Consider the following 18,342-nt stretch of genomic DNA (forward strand, 5'->3'; position numbering starts at 1 on the left):
AAACGTCGCTATTTTTGTTTTGATCTTCTAGGCTTAGTAGTACTTTGTCAATATCATTGAACTGATATTGTTGCTAGGTTGAGCAGTTGTTGTTCAGCAAAGGAAAAGCTCCCTTCTGGTGAGATAATAAAGTGGTCAAGCAGACGAATTTCGACAAGCTGACAAGCCTGTTCAAGTTGCTGAGTTAAGGCAATATCTTCGGAAGACGGCTGCGCTGAACCAAAGGGATGATTGTGTGCAATCACGAGCTGGCAAGCATGTTGCTGTAAGGCGTAGCGTAGGGTTTGATTGACTGAGACTGCGCAATGCTGAACTGAACCAAAGAATAGCTTTTTAAAATGAAGCTTTCTTAATTCGGGATCTAGGCACAAAACAGCAAAGACTTCTTGTTTTTCACCTTTTAATTCATAGCGCAGATAATCCAAAACTAAATCTGATGAATGGAGGCTGAGATTATTTGTCTGGAAGTGATGATCGAGATAACGCCGTCCAAGTTCTTTGACTGCCAGTAATTGTGAATATTTCGTTGCCCCAATGCCATTAAATTGAGTTAACTCACTAAATGAGGCATCAAACACGGCATTAAGATTACCGAAGTGCTGAATGAGTAAACGAGATAACTCGACTGCTGAATATTGCCGTGAACCTGAGCGAAGAAAAATCGCGAGTAGCTCAGCATCTGATAAACTTTGTGGACCTTGTTGTAATAACCGTTCTCTTGGCCGTTCTTGTTCAGGCCAATTTTTAATAGAAGTATTCATATTCCCCAGCATTATTCGCTTAAAATTTTATTTTGTTTGCCCAATCAATCTTGGGTCTGCGCGTATTTAATGCTATTGTGAGCGCCACTGCAACAGAAAGGTATCCTGTTCGTGAGCTTTGATCTAAGCGTTATTCCTCATAAAAACATTGTTTTAGCTGTTACTGGCGGAATTGCTGCCTATAAAAGTGCCATCTTAGTCCGCCGCCTCAAAGATTATGGCTTTGACGTGCGAGTGGTGATGACACATGGTGCTCAGGCATTTATTACCCCACTAACTTTTCAGGCTCTTTCTGGTAATCCTGTTCATACTGAACTTCTAGACCCTGCGGCTGAAGCGGGTATGGGACATATTGAATTAGCACGTTGGGCTGATTTATTACTAGTCGCACCTGCAAGCTGTGACACATTGGCTAAATTTGCGAATGGTTTGGCAGATGATTTACTCAGTACAGTTTTTTTGGCAACAAAATCTCCTGTTTGGGTAGCTCCGGCGATGAATCAGCAAATGTGGGCGGCTAAAGCAACTCAACGTAATTTGCAAACCTTAGTCGAAGATGGCGTACATGTGATCATGCCGGATGCGGGTGAGCAGGCTTGTGGTGATGTTGGCTTAGGCCGTATGCCTGAGCCAGAAGAAATTGCTCGCCAAGTCGCTGGCTATTTCCATCAAGCTCAACGTGCCATCGCTGAGAAATTTGGACTGTTGGCAGGTAAGCGAGTAGTTATTACTGCTGGGCCGACACGTGAAGCGATTGACCCTGTTCGTTATATCTCAAACCATAGTACTGGCAAAATGGGCTTTGCTTTAGCCGCTGCTTGTTATGCTGCTGGTGCACAAGTGACTTTGATTGCTGGACCTGTAAGTTTAGATACGCCAAATGGTGTTCAACGTGTAAATGTTGCCTCAGCACGACAAATGCTTGACGTCAGTATGAGTTCACTAGAAACAGGCTGCGATATTTTTATTGCCACTGCCGCAGTTGCAGACTATCGCGTAGCAGAAGTTGCTGAGCATAAGATTAAGAAAGCAGGGGATGAGTTGAATGTTTCCCTTGTTAAAAATCCGGATATTGTGGCAACAATCGCAGGTCAGGAAAAACGTCCATTTATGGTGGGCTTTGCAGCCGAAACGCAAAATGTTGAAGAATATGCGGCAGGTAAACTTGTTGCTAAAAAATTAGACATGATTGCGTGTAACGATGTATCACGTGCTGATATTGGGTTTGCTTCTGATGAGAATGCGATGACAGTTTTCTTTGCTGAAAGCTATCACATGAAAAAGCGTGAGTTGGAGAAAGCATCTAAACAGGAAATTTCTCAACAATTGGTTGAAGCTATTTCGGATGCATTACGCCGTAAATAATTTTTGAATCAAATAAAAAACCGCGAATGAATCGCGGTTTTTTATTTGTCTTTTTTTAGACAGCTTAAGGAATTTCATCCTCAAATTCAGGTTTAACCTGAACGATGAAGTCTTGGCGGTTAAGACCACGCCACAATGCAAATGCAGTACCGATATAAATTGAAGAATAAGTACCAACAAATACACCAACAAACATTGCCACAGAGAACCAGTGTAGACCATCGCCACCTAAGAACATCATTGCTAGTACAACCAGCAATAACGTCATTGAGGTATGAATCGTACGACGTAAAGTCTCAGTTAACGCAATATCGACGATTTCACGAGGAGTCGCACCGCGAATCTTACGGAAATTTTCACGGATACGGTCTGACACTACAATGTTATCGTTAAGCGAGAAACCAATAACAGCAAGTACCGCAGCTAACACTGTAAGGTCAAATGGCCATTGGAATAATGCAAAAGCACCAATAATAATGATGATGTCATGGAATAAAGACATTACGGCACCCATCGCGAGTTTGAACTCAAAACGGATGGTTACGTAGATCAACATTAAGATAAGTGCAAGTGCAACGGCACCAGCAGAACGAATATATAACTCGTTACCAACTTGGCCACCTACAGAGTCCACTTTATGAACTTCGGCAGCATTATTTGGTAATTGTACAGCCTTAGTGATCGCGTTATTAAGATCTTCAACCTTAACTTCTTGTACTGGCATGCGCACAAGTAAGTCTTTATTACTGCCTAAGGTTTGTACTACAGCATCTTTAAAACCAGCTTTATCGAGTGCCTGAATAACTTCAGACTGATTGGCTGGTTGAGCATAGTTAAGCTCAGCTGAAACACCACCTGTAAAGTCCAAACCGAGGTTAAGACCTTTAGTCGCAATAAAGAAAATACTTGCCAAAGTAATAAGGATCGAGAAGATCGCTGCAGGTTTGGCAATCTTCATGAACGGGATGATTTTTGCATCATCCGGACGACCATATTGTTTTGAATCTTGTTGAGTCACTTTAGTCATCATCGATCTCCTTAAATGCTCAACTTTTTCAAATTACGACGTTTGCCATAAATGATTTGTACGATTGCACGAGTTACTGTAATTGCAGTAAACATCGAACAAATAATACCGATCATTAATGTCACGGCGAAACCTTTGATTGGGCCTGTACCAATTGCAAACAGAATGAATGCAACGAGGAACGTGGTTAAGTTCGAGTCAAAAATGGTGTTATAGGCTCGATCATAACCGGCCACAATGGCCTGTTTGGGTGAGGCCCCCCAGAGCATTTCTTCTCGGATACGCTCACATATTAATACGTTCGCATCGACCGCCATACCAATGGTAATAACGATACCGGCAATACCCGGTAAGGTGAGGGAAGCTCCAATCCATGACATCACGGTTAAAATCATTGCCAAGTTAAACACAAGAGCAAAGTTCGCAATTAAACCGAATACACGGAAGAAAACCACCATCCAGATTGCAACGAGCAAGAAGCCGATTTGAGTAGACAATACACCTTTATCAATGTTTTCTTGACCAAGGCTTGGACCTACTACACGTTCTTCAACAAAGTACATTGGCGCAGCCAAAGCACCAGCACGAAGCATTAATGCAAGTTCAGATGCTTCTTGAGGAGAACTTAAACCGGTAATACGGAAAGTCGAACCTAAAACAGCTTGAACTGTTGCAGCGTTAATGACTACAGACTCAGTGTATGGCGTACGAACTTCTGTTTGTGCCCCAGTTTTTGGATCTGTGACATAGTTAATTTTTTGCTTGTTCTCGATGAACAATACCGCCATGCGTTTACCAACAGCATTACGGGTTGCATCGGACATTAGCTTACCGCCAGCGCTGTCGAGCGTAATATTTACTTCGGCACCGCCAGAGTCCTGACTAAAGCCAGAGCTTGCATTTTGAACACGCTCACCAGTCAAGATTCGGTTACGTTGCAACAAGAGTTGACGACCGCTATCTAAAGACTCATAAGCAAAAACTTCTGTGCCCGGAGGTAAAGGTTGACCATTATATTTACCCGTATATGGATCGATATATTGATCATTTAAGTCAGAAACTAAACGAAATTCGAGGTTCGCAGTACGCCCTAAAACACGTTTAGCTTCAGCTGTATCTTGTACACCCGGTAATTCAACAACAATACGGTTGCTACCCTGACTTTGTACCAATGCTTCTGCAACACCAAGTTCGTTAATACGATTACGTAATGTTGTTAAGTTCTGATTTACCGCATATGACTGAATTTCTTGGCGACGTACATCGGTATAAGTAAGCTTTAAAGTAGAACCTGTAGAGCTTGCTAATGCCTGTTGGGTATATTCATTCCCATTACGACGTAAAAAATCCATTGCTGCATCACGGTCAGCATTGTCAGCAAATTGAACAGTGATCACATTATTTGTTAATGCAAGACTGTTAAATTTGATCTTGTTTTCACGGAACTGACGACGCAAATCGGTGGCAGAGGTTTCCATACGTTGGGCAACGGCTTTGTCCATATCTACTTCAAGCAAGAAGTGGACACCACCACGTAAGTCCAAACCAAGTTTCATTGGTTTTGCCCCAATCTTTTGCAGCCATTCCGGTGTGGTTGGTGCAAGGTTTAGGGCGACAACATATTCATCACCTAAGTCACGACGTAATACTTCTTTTGCCTTTAACTGTGCTTCAGATGAACTGACACGCAATAGGGCAGCATTATTTGTAAAAGTATTGTCATGGCTCGCAATATTTGCTGTTTTTAAAATTTGCTCTGCTTTTTTCACCACACTTTGATCAATTTGGGTACCAGCTTTGGCACCGGAAATTTGAACAGCGGGCTCATCCGGATATAGACTAGGCAGTGCGTATAATGTACTGATTACCAGAACAACCAGAATCAGTAAATATTTCCATGCAGGGTAACGCATTCGCTTTCTTCTTAAATGAAAAAGCCGTGCTAAAGCACGACTGTTTTATGATTAAAGGTTATTTAGAGTGCCTTCAGGTAATACTGAAATTACGCTGGCACGCTGAATTTTTACTTCTACACCACGGCTAAGTTCAACAACTGCATAGTCACCTTCAATTTTGGTTACTTTGCCCATTAAACCGCCAGCGAAAACAACTTCACTACCAACACCTAAGCTCTCGATCAAAGAACGGTGTTCTTTAGCACGTTTTGCTTGAGGGCGCCAAATTAAGAAATAAAAGATTGCAACGAATACGACAATCATCAAGATGTTTGGCAAAATACCATTAGTTGGGCCAGCTGCCGGTGCTGCATGAGCAGCAGAAATTAAAAAGCTCATTTTGATTTCCTAAAGTTAAAAATATGAGTCAGATAACTGACATAATCCTAATTCGTTTTGCAATTTACCTTGTCTTGAGGTTGAGCGCAAATCTGGCTTATTCATCAACCGGACATGGTGGAACTTCTAAACCACGACGGGCATAAAAGTCCTGAACAAATTCGTCAAATGTGCCATTGTCTAATGCATCACGCATACCTTCAGTCAAACGTTGGTAATAACGTAAGTTGTGAATAGTACCGAGCATAGACGCTAACATTTCTCCACATTTTTCAAGATGGAATAGATAAGCACGGGTAAAGTTCTTACAAGTGTAGCAATCGCAATGTGGATCGAGCGGACTTTGATCATGGCGATATTTACTATTACGAATACGTACCAGACCATCAGTGACAAAATAATGACCGTTTCGAGCATTACGAGTCGGCATTACACAGTCAAACATATCGACACCGCGGCGCACCGCTTCAACGATATCTTCTGGTTTACCAACGCCCATCAAATAACGGGGTTTGTCATGCGGCATTTTATTCGGTAGATAATCTAAAACTTTGATCATCTCTTCTTTAGGTTCACCTACAGATAAACCGCCAATTGCGTAACCGTCAAAGCCGATTTCTAAAAGGCCATTTAAAGACTCATCGCGTAAGTCTTCATACATGCCACCTTGAATAATGCCAAATAACGCATTGTGATTTTTGAGCTCATCATGATGATGGGTTTTACAACGTTTTGCCCAGCGTAAAGAAAGCTGCAATGATTTTTGAGCTTCTTCATGTGTCGCAGGGTAAGGCGTACACTCATCAAAAATCATAACGATGTCAGAGTTCAAGACCTGCTGAATTTCCATAGAAATTTCAGGTGATAAAAATACTTTTGAACCATCAATCGGTGAGCGGAAAGTAACACCTTCCTCTTTGATTTTGCGCATTGCGCCAAGACTAAAAACCTGGAAACCGCCAGAGTCAGTCAAAATTGGCTTATTCCATTTAATAAAGTCATGCAAACCGCCGTGTTCTTTAATCACTTCAAGACCCGGACGCAAATATAAATGGAATGTATTTCCTAAAATAATTTGTGCCTGAATGTCTTCGATGTCACGAGGTAACATGCCTTTGACTGTGCCGTAAGTCCCCACTGGCATAAAAACAGGTGTTTCAACAACACCATGTTCTAAAGTTAAACGACCACGACGGGCGCGCCCCGACTGACCTAATTTTTCAAACTTCATCTAAAAATCCTGAACACGAGCAGAGGCGAAGAAACAGTTCGCTGCTAAAAAGAGGGCTATTTTCCTTGATTCTGCGACGTAGTTCTACTACTAAATGTAGCTGGTTATAAAATAGATAAATTTCCGATAGTTTAGAGACTATTTTCTTCCTATTAAAAATTAGGTTTATAGTCAAAATTCTCATTCACGAGATTATCTCTAAAAGGGCGAATCGCTTTCTTGGATAAGGTTAAGGTATTAATGAGATTATTAGGGAATACTTCAATCTGGTTGTTGAACAGCTCGACATTATGGTTAAAAATGCTAATTGCTGCACCAACATTTTCATTTTGTTCCTGAATATCATCCATCATTTTGCTATACAGCGAATCAGCTTTAAGCTCTGGATAGTTTTCAACAACAACGTTTAAGCTTCGAATAAGTTCTTGGCTCATTTTCTCGATCTGTTGTAGCTGAGAAATATCAGTGTTATTCACATTTAAATTAAGAATTTGTTGACGTAATTGAGTAACCTTTTCTAATGTCGATTTTTCAAATTGAGTATATTGATTGAGCATTGATTCGAGAGATTCCAAGGTCTTTACTTTTTGACGCTCGAAATTGGCAACTTCAGCCCAAGCTCTTTTAGTCGCATTAAAATAACGTACGATGGTGTTACGGATGTGAACGCCCCAGACAATCAATACGACGAAAATCCCCAAGAAAATAAATAAACCTGTCATTTTCACTCCTCTTATTTTTATTCCCTCATTGAGCCTTTTAACTTCTTATTTTTTGATAAGTTGCCAGTTCAGCCCTACGAGAGATTTATTTAATTAAATTAAGCATTAATTGCTGAAATTTTTCATATTTCGGCATAGTCATGGTACGCAAGTGTCCACGTAATGTTGAAACATCATGAATTTCACTTTGCTTGCTGGTGGTCTGAAAAAGATCTTGCTCACCGAGATAACACAAAATTTGCTCTTCATGATGATAAATTAAATCACCTTTAAAGTGCTGAAAAAAATCATTTAATTTTAAAGTTAAACTCGGACTAACTTCTTTGGCTAATTGGTGTTGGGCAGTACCAAAAATATTGAGCTTTTGGTTAATCAGAATGTCAGTGCTTTGCCATTCAGTTAAGTAAGGTGCAAAAAAGCGAGAACGTTGGTTACTTACAGCAATACCCAATGCAGGCATTTGAAATATAAAAGCGCCCCATAGATCTCTATGGATCTCTTTAACTATTTTTTTGTCACTATCCTGATTTTGAAGAATGGGTAAATTATTTACATAGTGATATTTGAACAGCAGAACTTGATGTTCCGTAATTCCATCATCCCACGTAGTGGAAGCAAACTGAGTAATTTCGTTAGATTCATTACCCCGATTAAACAGTGGAAAGTGTTGCTTTAATTTGCTTAAGACTAAAATTGGTTGAGATTGAATAGGAAGATAGGCCGGTAACTGTTGAAACCGTAATCCATAACGTAAAGTGGTGATACGTTCTTCTAAATAGTGAATGACTTCGCTTAGAGATTTTTGCGGTTCATAGAGCAAATAGGCCAGAAAACCAGTTAAAAATGCCCATAAGAGGCTCAAAATATATTGAATATGAGGATGAAAAAAGTATCCAAAGAATAAAGTCGTAATACTGCAAATACCTAACAAATACGGCAATACATTAACAAAACGAAGGTTAGGATCTTCACGCCATGGATGTAACGCATTTAAGAGTTCTTGATCTGTTTGTGATTTTTGTCCAGCATCCCAAAGTCGAGCAATATTGCGAAAAACCTGTGTATTTTTCTTACGTCTTATATGCAGAGCTTCTTGTAAGGTATCAATTGGCATGGAAGTAATGAGGTCATTATTATAAAGTGTTATTTTTAGATTATCTTTTAAATTGAATGAGATAAATAGAAATAAGTCATAAATAATTACTTTTATGATTTCGGCATTTGAGTTTCATTAATGAAATGCTGCAATTTATTTGCAAATTGCTCAAACTCTGGCATTGAAAGAGATTCAAGGCACTCAGTAAGCTCGCGTACACTAGCGCCATATAAGCTTTGTTGCCGTAAAAGATTTACATTACAAAGCCAACATAATGCAGATGTTTCAGGGTGTACATAAAAATCCCCTGGAAAATCTTCCAACATTTTTTCTAATAATAACAAACGGTCTGGACTTAGAAATTTTACTAAATCCAACTCATTAATTCCGCTTTGTTGGTATTTTTGATTAAAACGGATATCACTTGATTCCCAAGCTACCCCTAAGCGACAAGCCTTTTTCTGTTTACTTGAAATACTGACTCCGCGAACTGGAAAATTCTCTAAAATGACGCCGTATAAATTATAGCTAACATCTTTTAGTTCCCATTTACCTTTTGAATTATAGGCCATCTCTCGATTGATATAATGGTATCTAAAGATTTTATATGGATGAATTGTTTCTCTTACTTGCCACTTGCCGTGTATTGCAGTTAAAACTGAATTTTCTTGATTGCCTAACTTAAACAAAGGAAAGTCTGAAGCGGATGTTCCTTCTTTAGGTAGGTTATCTTCAGTTGCAAATTTGAAATTATATTTATGTTCATAATAATAAATTTGGATATCTTGAAGTAGGCAAATCAGTTCGGCCGTCGATGCTCTATGGTAAAAACCATAAAAAATCGCAAGAATGGCAAAAGGAAAGAAGTAAATCGAGATTAAAAAGCCTAAGGCCATACAAACTAAGGCGAAAATTGTAGCATTCCAAAAAATATAATTTCGAATATCAAGTTGTTGGGTGCCTGTCCAATTTTTTAATGAATGAATAAGTATTTCGGGAGGTAATTGCTGACTAAGTAAATTTCTTAGTGTCTCAATATTTTTTAAAGTAATTCTGTTATGTGTATTTTGATTGTCAAAAGCACTTTGAATTTTTTGAAAAAGCAGTTTCATAAATTTTATTATTAGTCGAAATTGTAGTTGGGGCAGCTGGATTAAAATTTAAATGAGCTTATAAAATTTAACCCAGCTTTAATTTTTAAACTTCTAACTTATCAATCAGCATTGCATCGCCATAGCTAAAGAAACGATAGCGGCTTTTAACTGCATGTTCATACGCAGCCAAAATGTTGTCTCGATTTGAAAGTGCTGATACCAACATGAGCAGGGTAGACTCTGGTAAATGGAAGTTGGTAATTAAACGGTCTACGATGCAGAACTCATAACCTGGATAGATAAAGATTTGTGTGTCGCCAGTCCAAGCTGCAATTTTACCGCCATGAGCTTGAGCTGCACTTTCTAAAGCACGTGTCGCGGTTGTACCAATTGCAATCACTTTATTGCCGCGTGCTTTAGTCGCCAAAATTAAATCAATAGTTTCTTGAGGAACATCACACCATTCACTGTGCATGACATGATTGGTAATGTCATCAGTACGAACAGGCATAAATGTGCCAGCACCGACATGTAAAGTCACAAAAGATTTTTGAACATTTTTTTGCTCTAACTTTGCTAGTAACTCTTCGTCAAAGTGCAAGCTCGCAGTAGGAGCGGCAACACTGGCAATTTTTTCGGGATTATGGAAAACCGTTTGATAGCGTTCAGTATCAATTTCTTCTGCTTCACGGTTAAAGTAAGGGGGAATAGGTAACTGACCATATTGCTCAAGTACAGGCAAGATGGGCTGTGAAAACTCAACCACAAATAAATTTTCGTGACGACCACGAACAATCACAGGAATATTGTCTGCACCAACAAAAAGCTCAGCACCTGCTTTAGGTGAGTTGCTCGATTTAATATGACAATACGCTGTAGTGTGGTTCAGCATACGCTCAACCAAAATCTCAATTGCACCGCCTGTAGAGCGTTTTCCTTTAAGTCGAGCTTTCATGACCTTGGTGTCATTAAGCACCAATAAATCACCCTCTTCGAACAGATCGATAATGTCTGTGAACATGTGATCGTGATATTGACCCTTTGAATCTAGGTGCAATAACCGTGAAGCACTACGTGATTCGAGTGGGTAACGGGCAATAAGTTCATCAGGTAATTCAAAGGAAAAGTCAGACAGTTGCATATTTGAGAAAAAACACCACAAAAATTGGGCCTAGTATAAACTTTTTCGCTTTTTTATGGCTGTGCTTCTGACCTAAATCATGAAAAATGTTTAAATGATCTAAAAGTGAACGATAATATTCACTTAGGGTTTGACAAGTTTTACAAACGCGCTAATATACGCAACACAAACATACTTCCTCTCCCGAGGTGGTGAAATTGGTAGACGCGGCGGACTCAAAATCCGCTGTCAGAGATGACGTGTCGGTTCGAGTCCGACCCTCGGGACCAGATTCAGAATCTAAGATTCTCCGAAAACCCCTAAGCTAACGGCTTAGGGGTTTTTTGTTGGATATAAAAAAGTAGATAGGAGTTAAGAAATTATGAAATGATTATTTGATCCCGAGGGTCGGACTCGAATTTCTAGCTATAAATTTAGAGCTTATAAAAATCTTTCATTTTTTAAGCTTAAGAAGTTCTTCTTTAAATACCAAACATCTTTGATAAAAGCGAAACTGAGCAAGAATCTAAACTCTTATTCAACTAATATTTTTGACCATCTTTTAATAATATTATGAACTCGCATTTCTAACATCTTACAACTGTCTACCTTCAAATATTTGTTGTATTTTCCTCAAGCATACCCACTTTATGTATCTGAAAACCTTTAATTGAAACTTCACATTTCTATTTTGAAAAGAACGTTGCTCTTTTAATGTACTGTGTTAAAGTTTGTAGTAGATCATAATGATTATAAGTACATTTATTGAGAGCGGTTCCGACCAAAAACGACATAATCTGTGAGGCGGGCAATGACATTCCAACGTTTAGAACTAAATCAGGTTGAGCAGTTAAGTGCTTGTAGGATATCTCTGTTGCTTGGATTAAACGCCGAGCAGAACTACATCGAGCAATTTTTCCGGTTTAGTCTTCGTCTTTTGAATTGTAAAAAAGCCTTATTGACTTTTAATCAGGAACCCTACTTTTGGCACCGTTGCCCTGAAGGCATGACGGCAATCTCGTTTAAACCATCAAAGCATTTAAAACAGTGCTTCGCCAAACAACAGACGATTAATCACTTACATCCCTCATATCAAAATTTAATCAACTATTTAAAAGAATTAAATATTGATTGCAGCAGGGCATTGGCTGTGCATCTTCTACACCCTGATAAAACTTCGATGGGTTTTGCTGTCTTTTTTGATGACGATGCGGCAACGTTTGAAGATGATGATATTCAATTATTGCTCGATTATTGTTCTACTTTTATGCAGCAAGTCGAGTTGAAGTTTAACTATGAAGAGTTAAACGAGCTCTATGAACAACAGGTAGCGATTAATTCAAGTAAGACAAAATTTTTCTCGATTATCTCACATGACTTACGGGCACCCTTTCATGGCTTGCTTGGATTTTCTGAAGTACTTGCCAAAGAGCGTGAAACCTTAGATGAATCTAGTATTCAAAATATTGCAGATTATTTATACGACACCTCACAATCGACCTATAACTTGCTTGAAAGCTTACTAACATGGGCGATGGCCGAGGGAGGACGTTTTGTTTATCACCCAATTAATTTTAAGCTTAGACAAGTCAGCAATATCGTTTGCGATGTACTGCACACTTTAGCTTTAAAGAAAAATATTGAACTGGTTAATGGTGTTCCAGATGATTTAAACATCTACGCCGATATCAATATGATGACCTCTGTAATTCAGAACTTGGTGTCAAATGCGTTGAAATTTACCGACGTTGATGGATCAGGCAAAGTCTTTATTGAAGCTCAACAAGCGGATACAAATGTAGAAATTACTGTTCGAGACACAGGTCTGGGCATGACCGAGCAACAAATGGCAAATTTATTCCATCCACGTATTACTGCTAGCTTTAAAGGCACTGCAGGGGAAAAAGGTGCTGGCTTAGGTTTGAGTCTTTGCAAGCGTTTTGTCGAGATTAATCAGGGGCAAATTACTGTTAGCTCTAAAGAAGGGGTGGGAACGACATTTAAGGTTTTATTACCTTCAGCTCAAGAAAGTCATGAGGTGCATACCGAACATCATTCTTCATCAGAAGCAAAATTAGTCTAATCCCTTTTCCTAACACTACTCGAACTGCTATAACTAAAAACAGAGTACGAGGAAAAGAGCTTTTTATATGAATGCGGAGCAGTTACAAAAAACATTGCGTGCCAGTCAGTACGCAGAACAAGTTTTAGGTTTGCATCAAGCTGTTTTAGAAAAAGATTATCAAATAGATCAATTTACTGCACCGCTCTCTACCGAACAGATTTACCAATTTGTACAGACCACGCTAGATGGGATTGGTGATGAAACGCTTTGGATGCGCGGAATGCGCATTTTACGTAGCCGTTTAATGTTCCGCTGGATTTGGCAGGATGCTAACCAACTGACCGATGTTGTCACACTCACTCGCGAACTTTCTGATTTTGCAGATGCCAGTATCTGTGCTGCAAAAGATTTTGCGCGTGTAGCACTTGTGGCGAAATATGGGGAACCGATAAGTTACTCTGGTAAAGTTCAAGATTTAATTGTGGTTGCCATGGGTAAACTTGGTGCCCAAGAGCTTAACTTATCGAGTGATATCGATTTGATTTTTGCCTTTGATGAGCAAGGTGAAACCAATGGCCGCAAATGTATTGATGTACAGCAGTTCTGTATTTTGTGGGGACAAAAACTCATTTATTTACTTGAGCACATTACCGCAGATGGTTTTGTGTTTCGAGTCGACATGCGCTTGCGCCCTTGGGGGGATGGTTCGGCATTAGCGATTAGTCATGCCGCTTTAGAAAAATATTTAAGTCAACATGGCCGTGAGTGGGAGCGTTATGCATGGATTAAAGCGCGTGTAGTGACTGGAGGTAAAGAAGGGCAGGATTTGTTAGAAATGACACGTCCTTTTGTGTTCCGCCGTTATGTCGATTACACCGCTTTTGCTGCTATGCGTGACATGAAAGCCATGATTGAGCGCGAAGTCTTACGTCGTCATATTGAGGATGATATTAAACTCGGAGCGGGTGGTATTCGTGAAATTGAGTTTATTGTTCAGGTCTTTCAGCTTATTTACGGCGGTTCTAAACGTGAGTTACAAGACCGTCAATGTTTAGTCAGTCTTGAGCACATTGGGGAAGCTGGCTTATTAGAAAAACAAGCTGTATTAGAGCTTGAAGATGCTTACCTATTTTTACGCCGTGTTGAACACGCGATTCAAGCTCTAAATGATCAACAAACCCAATTATTACCAGAAGAATTGGACTTAAGACAACGCATTATAGATACCTTAGGTTTTACGAGCTGGAATGAGTTTCTCGATGTTCTTAATGAAAAACGTCAAAAGGTAAAAGTTCAATTTAAGCAACTGATTGAAGATACCAGCTCTAATGCCGCAACTGAAAATTTTGGGCAGTTAGAGCAGCAATTAGATGAAGTGCTGGATGACAATGCGAAAAATCTGATTCATGAGTTTTGGCATGGTCATGCACTTAAAAAACTTCCTTCAAATGCTGTGCAGCGTTTAAAAACATTTTGGCCTCATTTAATTGAAGCGATCTTACAGTCTGAACAACCTCAAACTGCATTGTTGCGTTTAATGCCGCTGATTGAATCAGTCATGCGTCGAACCGTGTATTTAGTGATGCTGATTGAAAGTAAGGGAGCATTGCAACGCTTAGTGAAAATGGCGACAGTGAGCCCATGGATTTGTGAAGAGTTGACTCAGTATCCAGTACTGTTGGATGAGTTCTTATCGATGGACTTTGAGTTACCAAAGCGTAAGGACTTAGAAGACTCATTACGTCAGCAGTTACTCCGTATTGAGATTGATCAGGTCGAAGACCAAATGCGAGCACTTCGCCTGTTTAAAAAGAGCAATGTGTTAACTGTTGCTGCAAGTGATGTCTTAGCTGAAAGCCCTCTTATGAAGGTTTCCGATGCATTAACTGATATTGCTGAAGTCAGTGTAAATGCAACTCTCCATTTAGCTTATCAGACCGTGGCGAAGCGTCATGGTTACCCATGTGATGTTGATGGAAAACGCTGCTCTCTAGACTACAAAGCTTTTGCTGTCATTGGTTATGGCAAAGTGGGTGGTATTGAGCTGGGCTATGGTTCTGACTTAGACCTTGTCTTTATTCATTACCTAGATGAACAAGCTGATACGGATGGAACCAAGTCAATTAGTGGCTTTGAATTTGCTATGCGTGTTGCTCAAAAGTTTATGTCTTTGATGACTACGCAAACGCTAGATGGTCGTGTCTATGAAATTGATACACGCTTAAGACCTTCAGGTGAAGCAGGTTTATTGGTAACAAGCATGAAAGCCTATGAACACTATCAGTTGAAAAGTGCATGGCTTTGGGAACATCAGGCATTAGTACGTGCGCGCTCTATTGCAGGTGATGAGGTGCTTTGCCAGAAATTTGAAATATTTCGACGCGAGATATTGACTCAATCTAGAGATGAGGCTTATGTTCGTGAGGAAGTGTTGAAAATGCGTCAGAAAATGAAAGACCACCTAGGTTCGTCTTCTGAACAAAAAAAACATGGTATTTTTCATTTAAAACAGGACGCAGGTGGTATCGTCGATATCGAATTTATGGCACAGTATGCTGTACTTGCATGGAGCGGGACGAAACCCGATCTCGCCCATTATTCTGATAATGTAAGAATATTAGAAGATGCTGCTAAAGCAGACTGCTTATCCAGTGAAGATGCCACAGCATTAATTCGAGCCTATCTTAGTGAACGTGCCGAAAGCCACCGTTTAGCCCTTGCAAATCAATCCATGCAAGTCAGCGCAGCGGACTGGCGTAGTACCCGTGCGGTCGTTTGCAATTTATGGCAAAGATTAATAGACCCAACCGCTTCGGTTGAGTTGGATAGTGAATGATTTTATAACAATTTGGAGTGTTCCATGAATTTGGCTGATCGTGATGGTTTTATTTGGCAAGATGGAAAATTAATTGATTGGCGTGATGCAAAGATTCACGTTTTAACCCATACTTTACACTACAGTATGGGCGTATTTGAGGGTGTTCGTGCTTATGAAACTCCTAAAGGTACAGCGATTTTTCGTCTTCAAGACCACACAAAACGTTTGTTAAATTCAGCAAAAATTTATCAAATGAAAGTGCCGTATGATCAAGCAACGCTTGAACAAGCACAAATCGATGTTGTTCGTGAAAATAAACTAGCTTCTTGCTATTTACGCCCGTTGATCTGGATCGGTTCAGAGAAACTAGGTATTGCAGCAACAAATAACACAATTCATGTTGCTGTTGCTGCGTGGGCGTGGGGTGCATACCTTGGTGATGAAGCGATGGCGAAAGGTATTCGCGTAAAAACTTCATCATTTACTCACCATCATCCAAACGTGACGATGTGTAAAGCAAAAGCATCTGGTAACTACACGTTGTCAATTCTTGCTCACCAAGAAGTTGCACATTCTGGTTACGATGAAGCAATGTTAATGGACCCACAAGGTTATGTATGCCAAGGTTCAGGTGAAAACGTATTCTTGATTAAAGATGGCGTTTTACACACTCCAGATATTGCTGGTGGTGCGCTTGATGGTATTACACGTCAAACTGTGATGACAATCGCTAGAGATCTTGGTTACCAAGTTGTTGAGCGCCGTATTACACGTGACGAATTCTATATCGCAGACGAAGCATTCTTCACAGGTACTGCTGCTGAAGTAACACCAATTCGTGAATACGATGACCGTCCAATCGGTTCGGGTACTCGTGGCCCAATTACCACTGAAATCCAAAAAACTTACTTTGATGCGGTTCAAGGTAGAAATCCGAAATATGAACACTGGTTAACTTACGTAAAATAAGTTAATCCGTTAACATAAAAAGGCGAACTTCGGTTTCGCCTTTTTTATTTTTTGGCTTAGGGAGCTTCTATGCATATTGTCTATGTGTCTGATGGTAAGGCAGGGCACCGCTCACAAGCATTAGGCTTGTTTCAGGCAATGCAAAGACAACAGCCAGAAACAACTTTTGAAGAGGTCCTAATTTCTGATTTACCTATTATTTCCTTAATTCAGGCACTCTTCTCTTCGAAAAATTCCTTATTTAAACAAGCGCCTGATTTTGTATTTGGCGTGGGAAGCCACACACATTTTCGTGTTTTGTTGCTCGGTAGAATTTTTAAAAAGGCTAAAACGATTATTTTAATGAAGCCGAGTTTACCTATTGGTTGCTTTGATTATGCTGTTATTCCGGAGCATGATGGTATTCACGCCGATAACCATGTGATTGTCACGCGTGGTGCATTAAATCCTATCCGTAATGAAAATCGTCATCAAACCGCGAGAGTTTTAATCGCTTTAGGTGGTTCATCTAAACGACATCAATGGAACCAAAATAAAGTATTAACCAGTGTTCAAAAAATTGTTGAGAATAATCCAGACGCTGAAATTATTCTGACCACTTCACGTCGAACCCCAGCAGAGTTTGTCGATATTTTAAGGCAACAAAGTTTTGCCCAGCATTTACACATATTTCCAGTTGATCAAACACCCCAAGGCTGGATTTTCGAAGAAATGCAAAAAGCAGAAGCAGTTTGGGTGACAGAAGACAGCGTCTCTATGATTTTTGAGGCGCTTACCGCGGGTTGTCGAGTCGGGGTGATGGCAATGGACCGTTTGAAAGACGACCGGATTACGCACTCAGTTGACCAAATGTTAGAATCAAAATTAATCTCACAGCAGACTTATGTTGTACAGTTACCACAACCTTATGCTTTTAAAGAAGCAGACCGTGTGGCAACATATCTTTTAGCAAAATAATGAGTTTGAGATTGTGCTATATATACTGATTTTATTGGTTCTGCTTATCTTCGTATTAAGTTATAAGTATGCTTGGTGGAAGCCGAAAATAAGTTGGAATCAGCCTCGTATATTGATGTATCACATGGTCAGAAACCATATTGATGGTGCTAAATTTAATAAACTTCGTGTGAAACCCGCTGAATTTGAAAAGCAGATTGCCTGGATGAAATCACAAGGATTCCATTTTGTAACTATGCAAGAGTTACAAAATGGTTGGGGGGAACACCCTGCTAAAACAATAGCAATTACATTTGATGATGGTTATTTAGATAACTTACAAAATGCCTATCCAATTTTAGAAAAATATCAAGCAAAAGCAACAGTTTATGTGGTGGTTGACCGTCATGATAGAGATTGGTCAACTTATAAAAAAGAACATCACAATAGTGGTGAACTTATGCGTGAAGCTAAGTTGAATGATGCCCAAGTCAAGCAACTCGCAGACAGTGGGCTGATTGAAATTGGTTCACATACATTGACGCATGCCAATTTAAATAAACTCAGTGATGCCGATTGTTTAAGAGAATTGACTGACTCAAAGCAACAACTTGAGCAATTAATTTGCAAACCCGTGACCAGTTTTGCATATCCATTTGGGATTTATTCAGACCGCGATGTCAAACTGGTAAAACAGTCAGGGTATAGCAATGCTGTAACGACTGTAGAAGGAATTGAAGGCGAACAGCCAGACTTTTTTCAACTACAACGTATTAAAATCAGTGGTAAAGATTCATTATTTGCTGTCAAGCTCCGTTTAAAGCTTGGTAAGCGTGAGGGATAA

General features: G+C 39.7%; 15 protein-coding genes and 1 tRNA gene. 7 read left to right on the top strand and 9 right to left on the bottom strand.

From position 1 onward, the window contains the following. Nucleotides 1–53: 53 nt before the first annotated feature. The gene (radC, locus tag F928_RS04455; protein ID WP_002116331.1) at nt 54–773 is read right to left on the bottom strand and encodes a RadC family protein; all 720 of its coding nucleotides are present in this window, start codon (nt 771–773) and stop codon (nt 54–56) included. Between the two features lie 99 nt (nt 774–872). Between radC and coaBC the strand changes: the two genes are divergently transcribed. Beyond that, nucleotides 873–2,126: a bifunctional phosphopantothenoylcysteine decarboxylase/phosphopantothenate--cysteine ligase CoaBC gene (gene coaBC / locus F928_RS04460; RefSeq protein WP_002116235.1), complete on the top strand. Its 1,254-nt coding sequence runs from the start codon at nt 873–875 to the stop codon at nt 2,124–2,126. A 64-nt stretch (nt 2,127–2,190) separates the two neighbouring features. Here the strand turns inward: coaBC and secF are convergent, their stop codons facing one another. The 8 genes from secF to queA form a co-directional block, all read right to left on the bottom strand. Continuing rightward, nucleotides 2,191–3,156, bottom strand: a complete 966-nt coding sequence (gene secF / locus F928_RS04465; RefSeq protein WP_016802533.1) for a protein translocase subunit SecF — start codon at nt 3,154–3,156, stop codon at nt 2,191–2,193. An 8-nt stretch (nt 3,157–3,164) separates the two neighbouring features. Then, nucleotides 3,165–5,066 (bottom strand): protein translocase subunit SecD, encoded by a 1,902-nt coding sequence (gene secD, locus F928_RS04470; RefSeq protein WP_002116237.1) that lies wholly within the window; start codon nt 5,064–5,066, stop codon nt 3,165–3,167. 51 nt (nt 5,067–5,117) lie between these two features. Further along, the gene (gene yajC, locus F928_RS04475; RefSeq protein ID WP_002116168.1) at nt 5,118–5,447 is read right to left on the bottom strand and encodes a preprotein translocase subunit YajC; all 330 of its coding nucleotides are present in this window, start codon (nt 5,445–5,447) and stop codon (nt 5,118–5,120) included. Nucleotides 5,448–5,544: 97 nt separating this feature from the next. Further along, on the bottom strand, nt 5,545–6,678 hold the full coding sequence (gene tgt, locus F928_RS04480; RefSeq protein WP_002116306.1) for a tRNA guanosine(34) transglycosylase Tgt: 1,134 nt from the start codon (nt 6,676–6,678) through the stop codon (nt 5,545–5,547). 152 nt (nt 6,679–6,830) lie between these two features. Then, a complete protein-coding gene (locus tag F928_RS04485; RefSeq protein WP_002116127.1) occupies nt 6,831–7,400 on the bottom strand; it encodes a LemA family protein in 570 nt (189 codons plus the stop codon). An 85-nt stretch (nt 7,401–7,485) separates the two neighbouring features. Next, nucleotides 7,486–8,514, bottom strand: coding sequence for a hypothetical protein (locus F928_RS04490; RefSeq protein WP_002116316.1), 1,029 nt, complete (start codon nt 8,512–8,514; stop codon nt 7,486–7,488). Between the two features lie 92 nt (nt 8,515–8,606). Continuing rightward, entirely contained in the window at nt 8,607–9,608 is a 1,002-nt protein-coding gene (locus F928_RS04495; RefSeq protein WP_002116470.1) for a hypothetical protein, read from the bottom strand. A gap of 85 nt (nt 9,609–9,693) precedes the next feature. Then, nucleotides 9,694–10,731, bottom strand: a complete 1,038-nt coding sequence (gene queA / locus F928_RS04500) for a tRNA preQ1(34) S-adenosylmethionine ribosyltransferase-isomerase QueA (protein ID WP_002116179.1) — start codon at nt 10,729–10,731, stop codon at nt 9,694–9,696. Nucleotides 10,732–10,913: 182 nt separating this feature from the next. On the opposite strand from queA, the gene F928_RS04505 reads away from it, so the two are divergent. From F928_RS04505 to F928_RS04530, 6 genes are all read left to right on the top strand, one after another. Further along, nucleotides 10,914–11,000: transfer RNA gene (locus tag F928_RS04505), tRNA-Leu, on the top strand. Between the two features lie 521 nt (nt 11,001–11,521). After that, nucleotides 11,522–12,793: a sensor histidine kinase gene (gene bvgS, locus F928_RS04510; protein ID WP_002116115.1), complete on the top strand. Its 1,272-nt coding sequence runs from the start codon at nt 11,522–11,524 to the stop codon at nt 12,791–12,793. Nucleotides 12,794–12,860: 67 nt separating this feature from the next. Next, complete coding sequence (gene glnE, locus F928_RS04515; RefSeq protein WP_002116106.1) at nt 12,861–15,611, top strand: bifunctional [glutamate--ammonia ligase]-adenylyl-L-tyrosine phosphorylase/[glutamate--ammonia-ligase] adenylyltransferase; 2,751 nt, start codon at nt 12,861–12,863, stop codon at nt 15,609–15,611. A 24-nt stretch (nt 15,612–15,635) separates the two neighbouring features. After that, on the top strand, nt 15,636–16,562 hold the full coding sequence (ilvE, locus tag F928_RS04520) for a branched-chain amino acid transaminase (protein WP_002116157.1): 927 nt from the start codon (nt 15,636–15,638) through the stop codon (nt 16,560–16,562). A 69-nt stretch (nt 16,563–16,631) separates the two neighbouring features. Further along, a complete protein-coding gene (locus F928_RS04525; RefSeq protein WP_002116427.1) occupies nt 16,632–17,519 on the top strand; it encodes a mitochondrial fission ELM1 family protein in 888 nt (295 codons plus the stop codon). A gap of 13 nt (nt 17,520–17,532) precedes the next feature. Further along, complete coding sequence (locus F928_RS04530; RefSeq protein ID WP_005064195.1) at nt 17,533–18,342, top strand: polysaccharide deacetylase family protein; 810 nt, start codon at nt 17,533–17,535, stop codon at nt 18,340–18,342.

Origin of the sequence: Acinetobacter pittii ATCC 19004 = CIP 70.29 (genome assembly GCF_000369045.1) — a bacterium.
GTDB lineage: Bacteria > Pseudomonadota > Gammaproteobacteria > Pseudomonadales > Moraxellaceae > Acinetobacter > Acinetobacter pittii.

Bases quoted from the DNA above. Each gene is read 5' to 3' on its own strand.
- radC (WP_002116331.1), bottom strand. From the start codon at position 773: ATGCTGGGGAATATGAATACTTCTATTAAAAATTGGCCTGAACAAGAA.
- secF (WP_016802533.1), bottom strand. From the start codon at position 3,156: ATGATGACTAAAGTGACTCAACAAGATTCAAAACAATATGGTCGTCCG.
- secD (WP_002116237.1), bottom strand. From the start codon at position 5,066: ATGCGTTACCCTGCATGGAAATATTTACTGATTCTGGTTGTTCTGGTA.
- yajC (WP_002116168.1), bottom strand. From the start codon at position 5,447: ATGAGCTTTTTAATTTCTGCTGCTCATGCAGCACCGGCAGCTGGCCCA.
- tgt (WP_002116306.1), bottom strand. From the start codon at position 6,678: ATGAAGTTTGAAAAATTAGGTCAGTCGGGGCGCGCCCGTCGTGGTCGT.
- F928_RS04485 (WP_002116127.1), bottom strand. From the start codon at position 7,400: ATGACAGGTTTATTTATTTTCTTGGGGATTTTCGTCGTATTGATTGTC.
- F928_RS04490 (WP_002116316.1), bottom strand. From the start codon at position 8,514: ATGCCAATTGATACCTTACAAGAAGCTCTGCATATAAGACGTAAGAAA.
- F928_RS04495 (WP_002116470.1), bottom strand. From the start codon at position 9,608: ATGAAACTGCTTTTTCAAAAAATTCAAAGTGCTTTTGACAATCAAAAT.
- queA (WP_002116179.1), bottom strand. From the start codon at position 10,731: ATGCAACTGTCTGACTTTTCCTTTGAATTACCTGATGAACTTATTGCC.
- bvgS (WP_002116115.1), top strand. From the start codon at position 11,522: ATGACATTCCAACGTTTAGAACTAAATCAGGTTGAGCAGTTAAGTGCT.
- glnE (WP_002116106.1), top strand. From the start codon at position 12,861: ATGAATGCGGAGCAGTTACAAAAAACATTGCGTGCCAGTCAGTACGCA.
- ilvE (WP_002116157.1), top strand. From the start codon at position 15,636: ATGAATTTGGCTGATCGTGATGGTTTTATTTGGCAAGATGGAAAATTA.
- F928_RS04525 (WP_002116427.1), top strand. From the start codon at position 16,632: ATGCATATTGTCTATGTGTCTGATGGTAAGGCAGGGCACCGCTCACAA.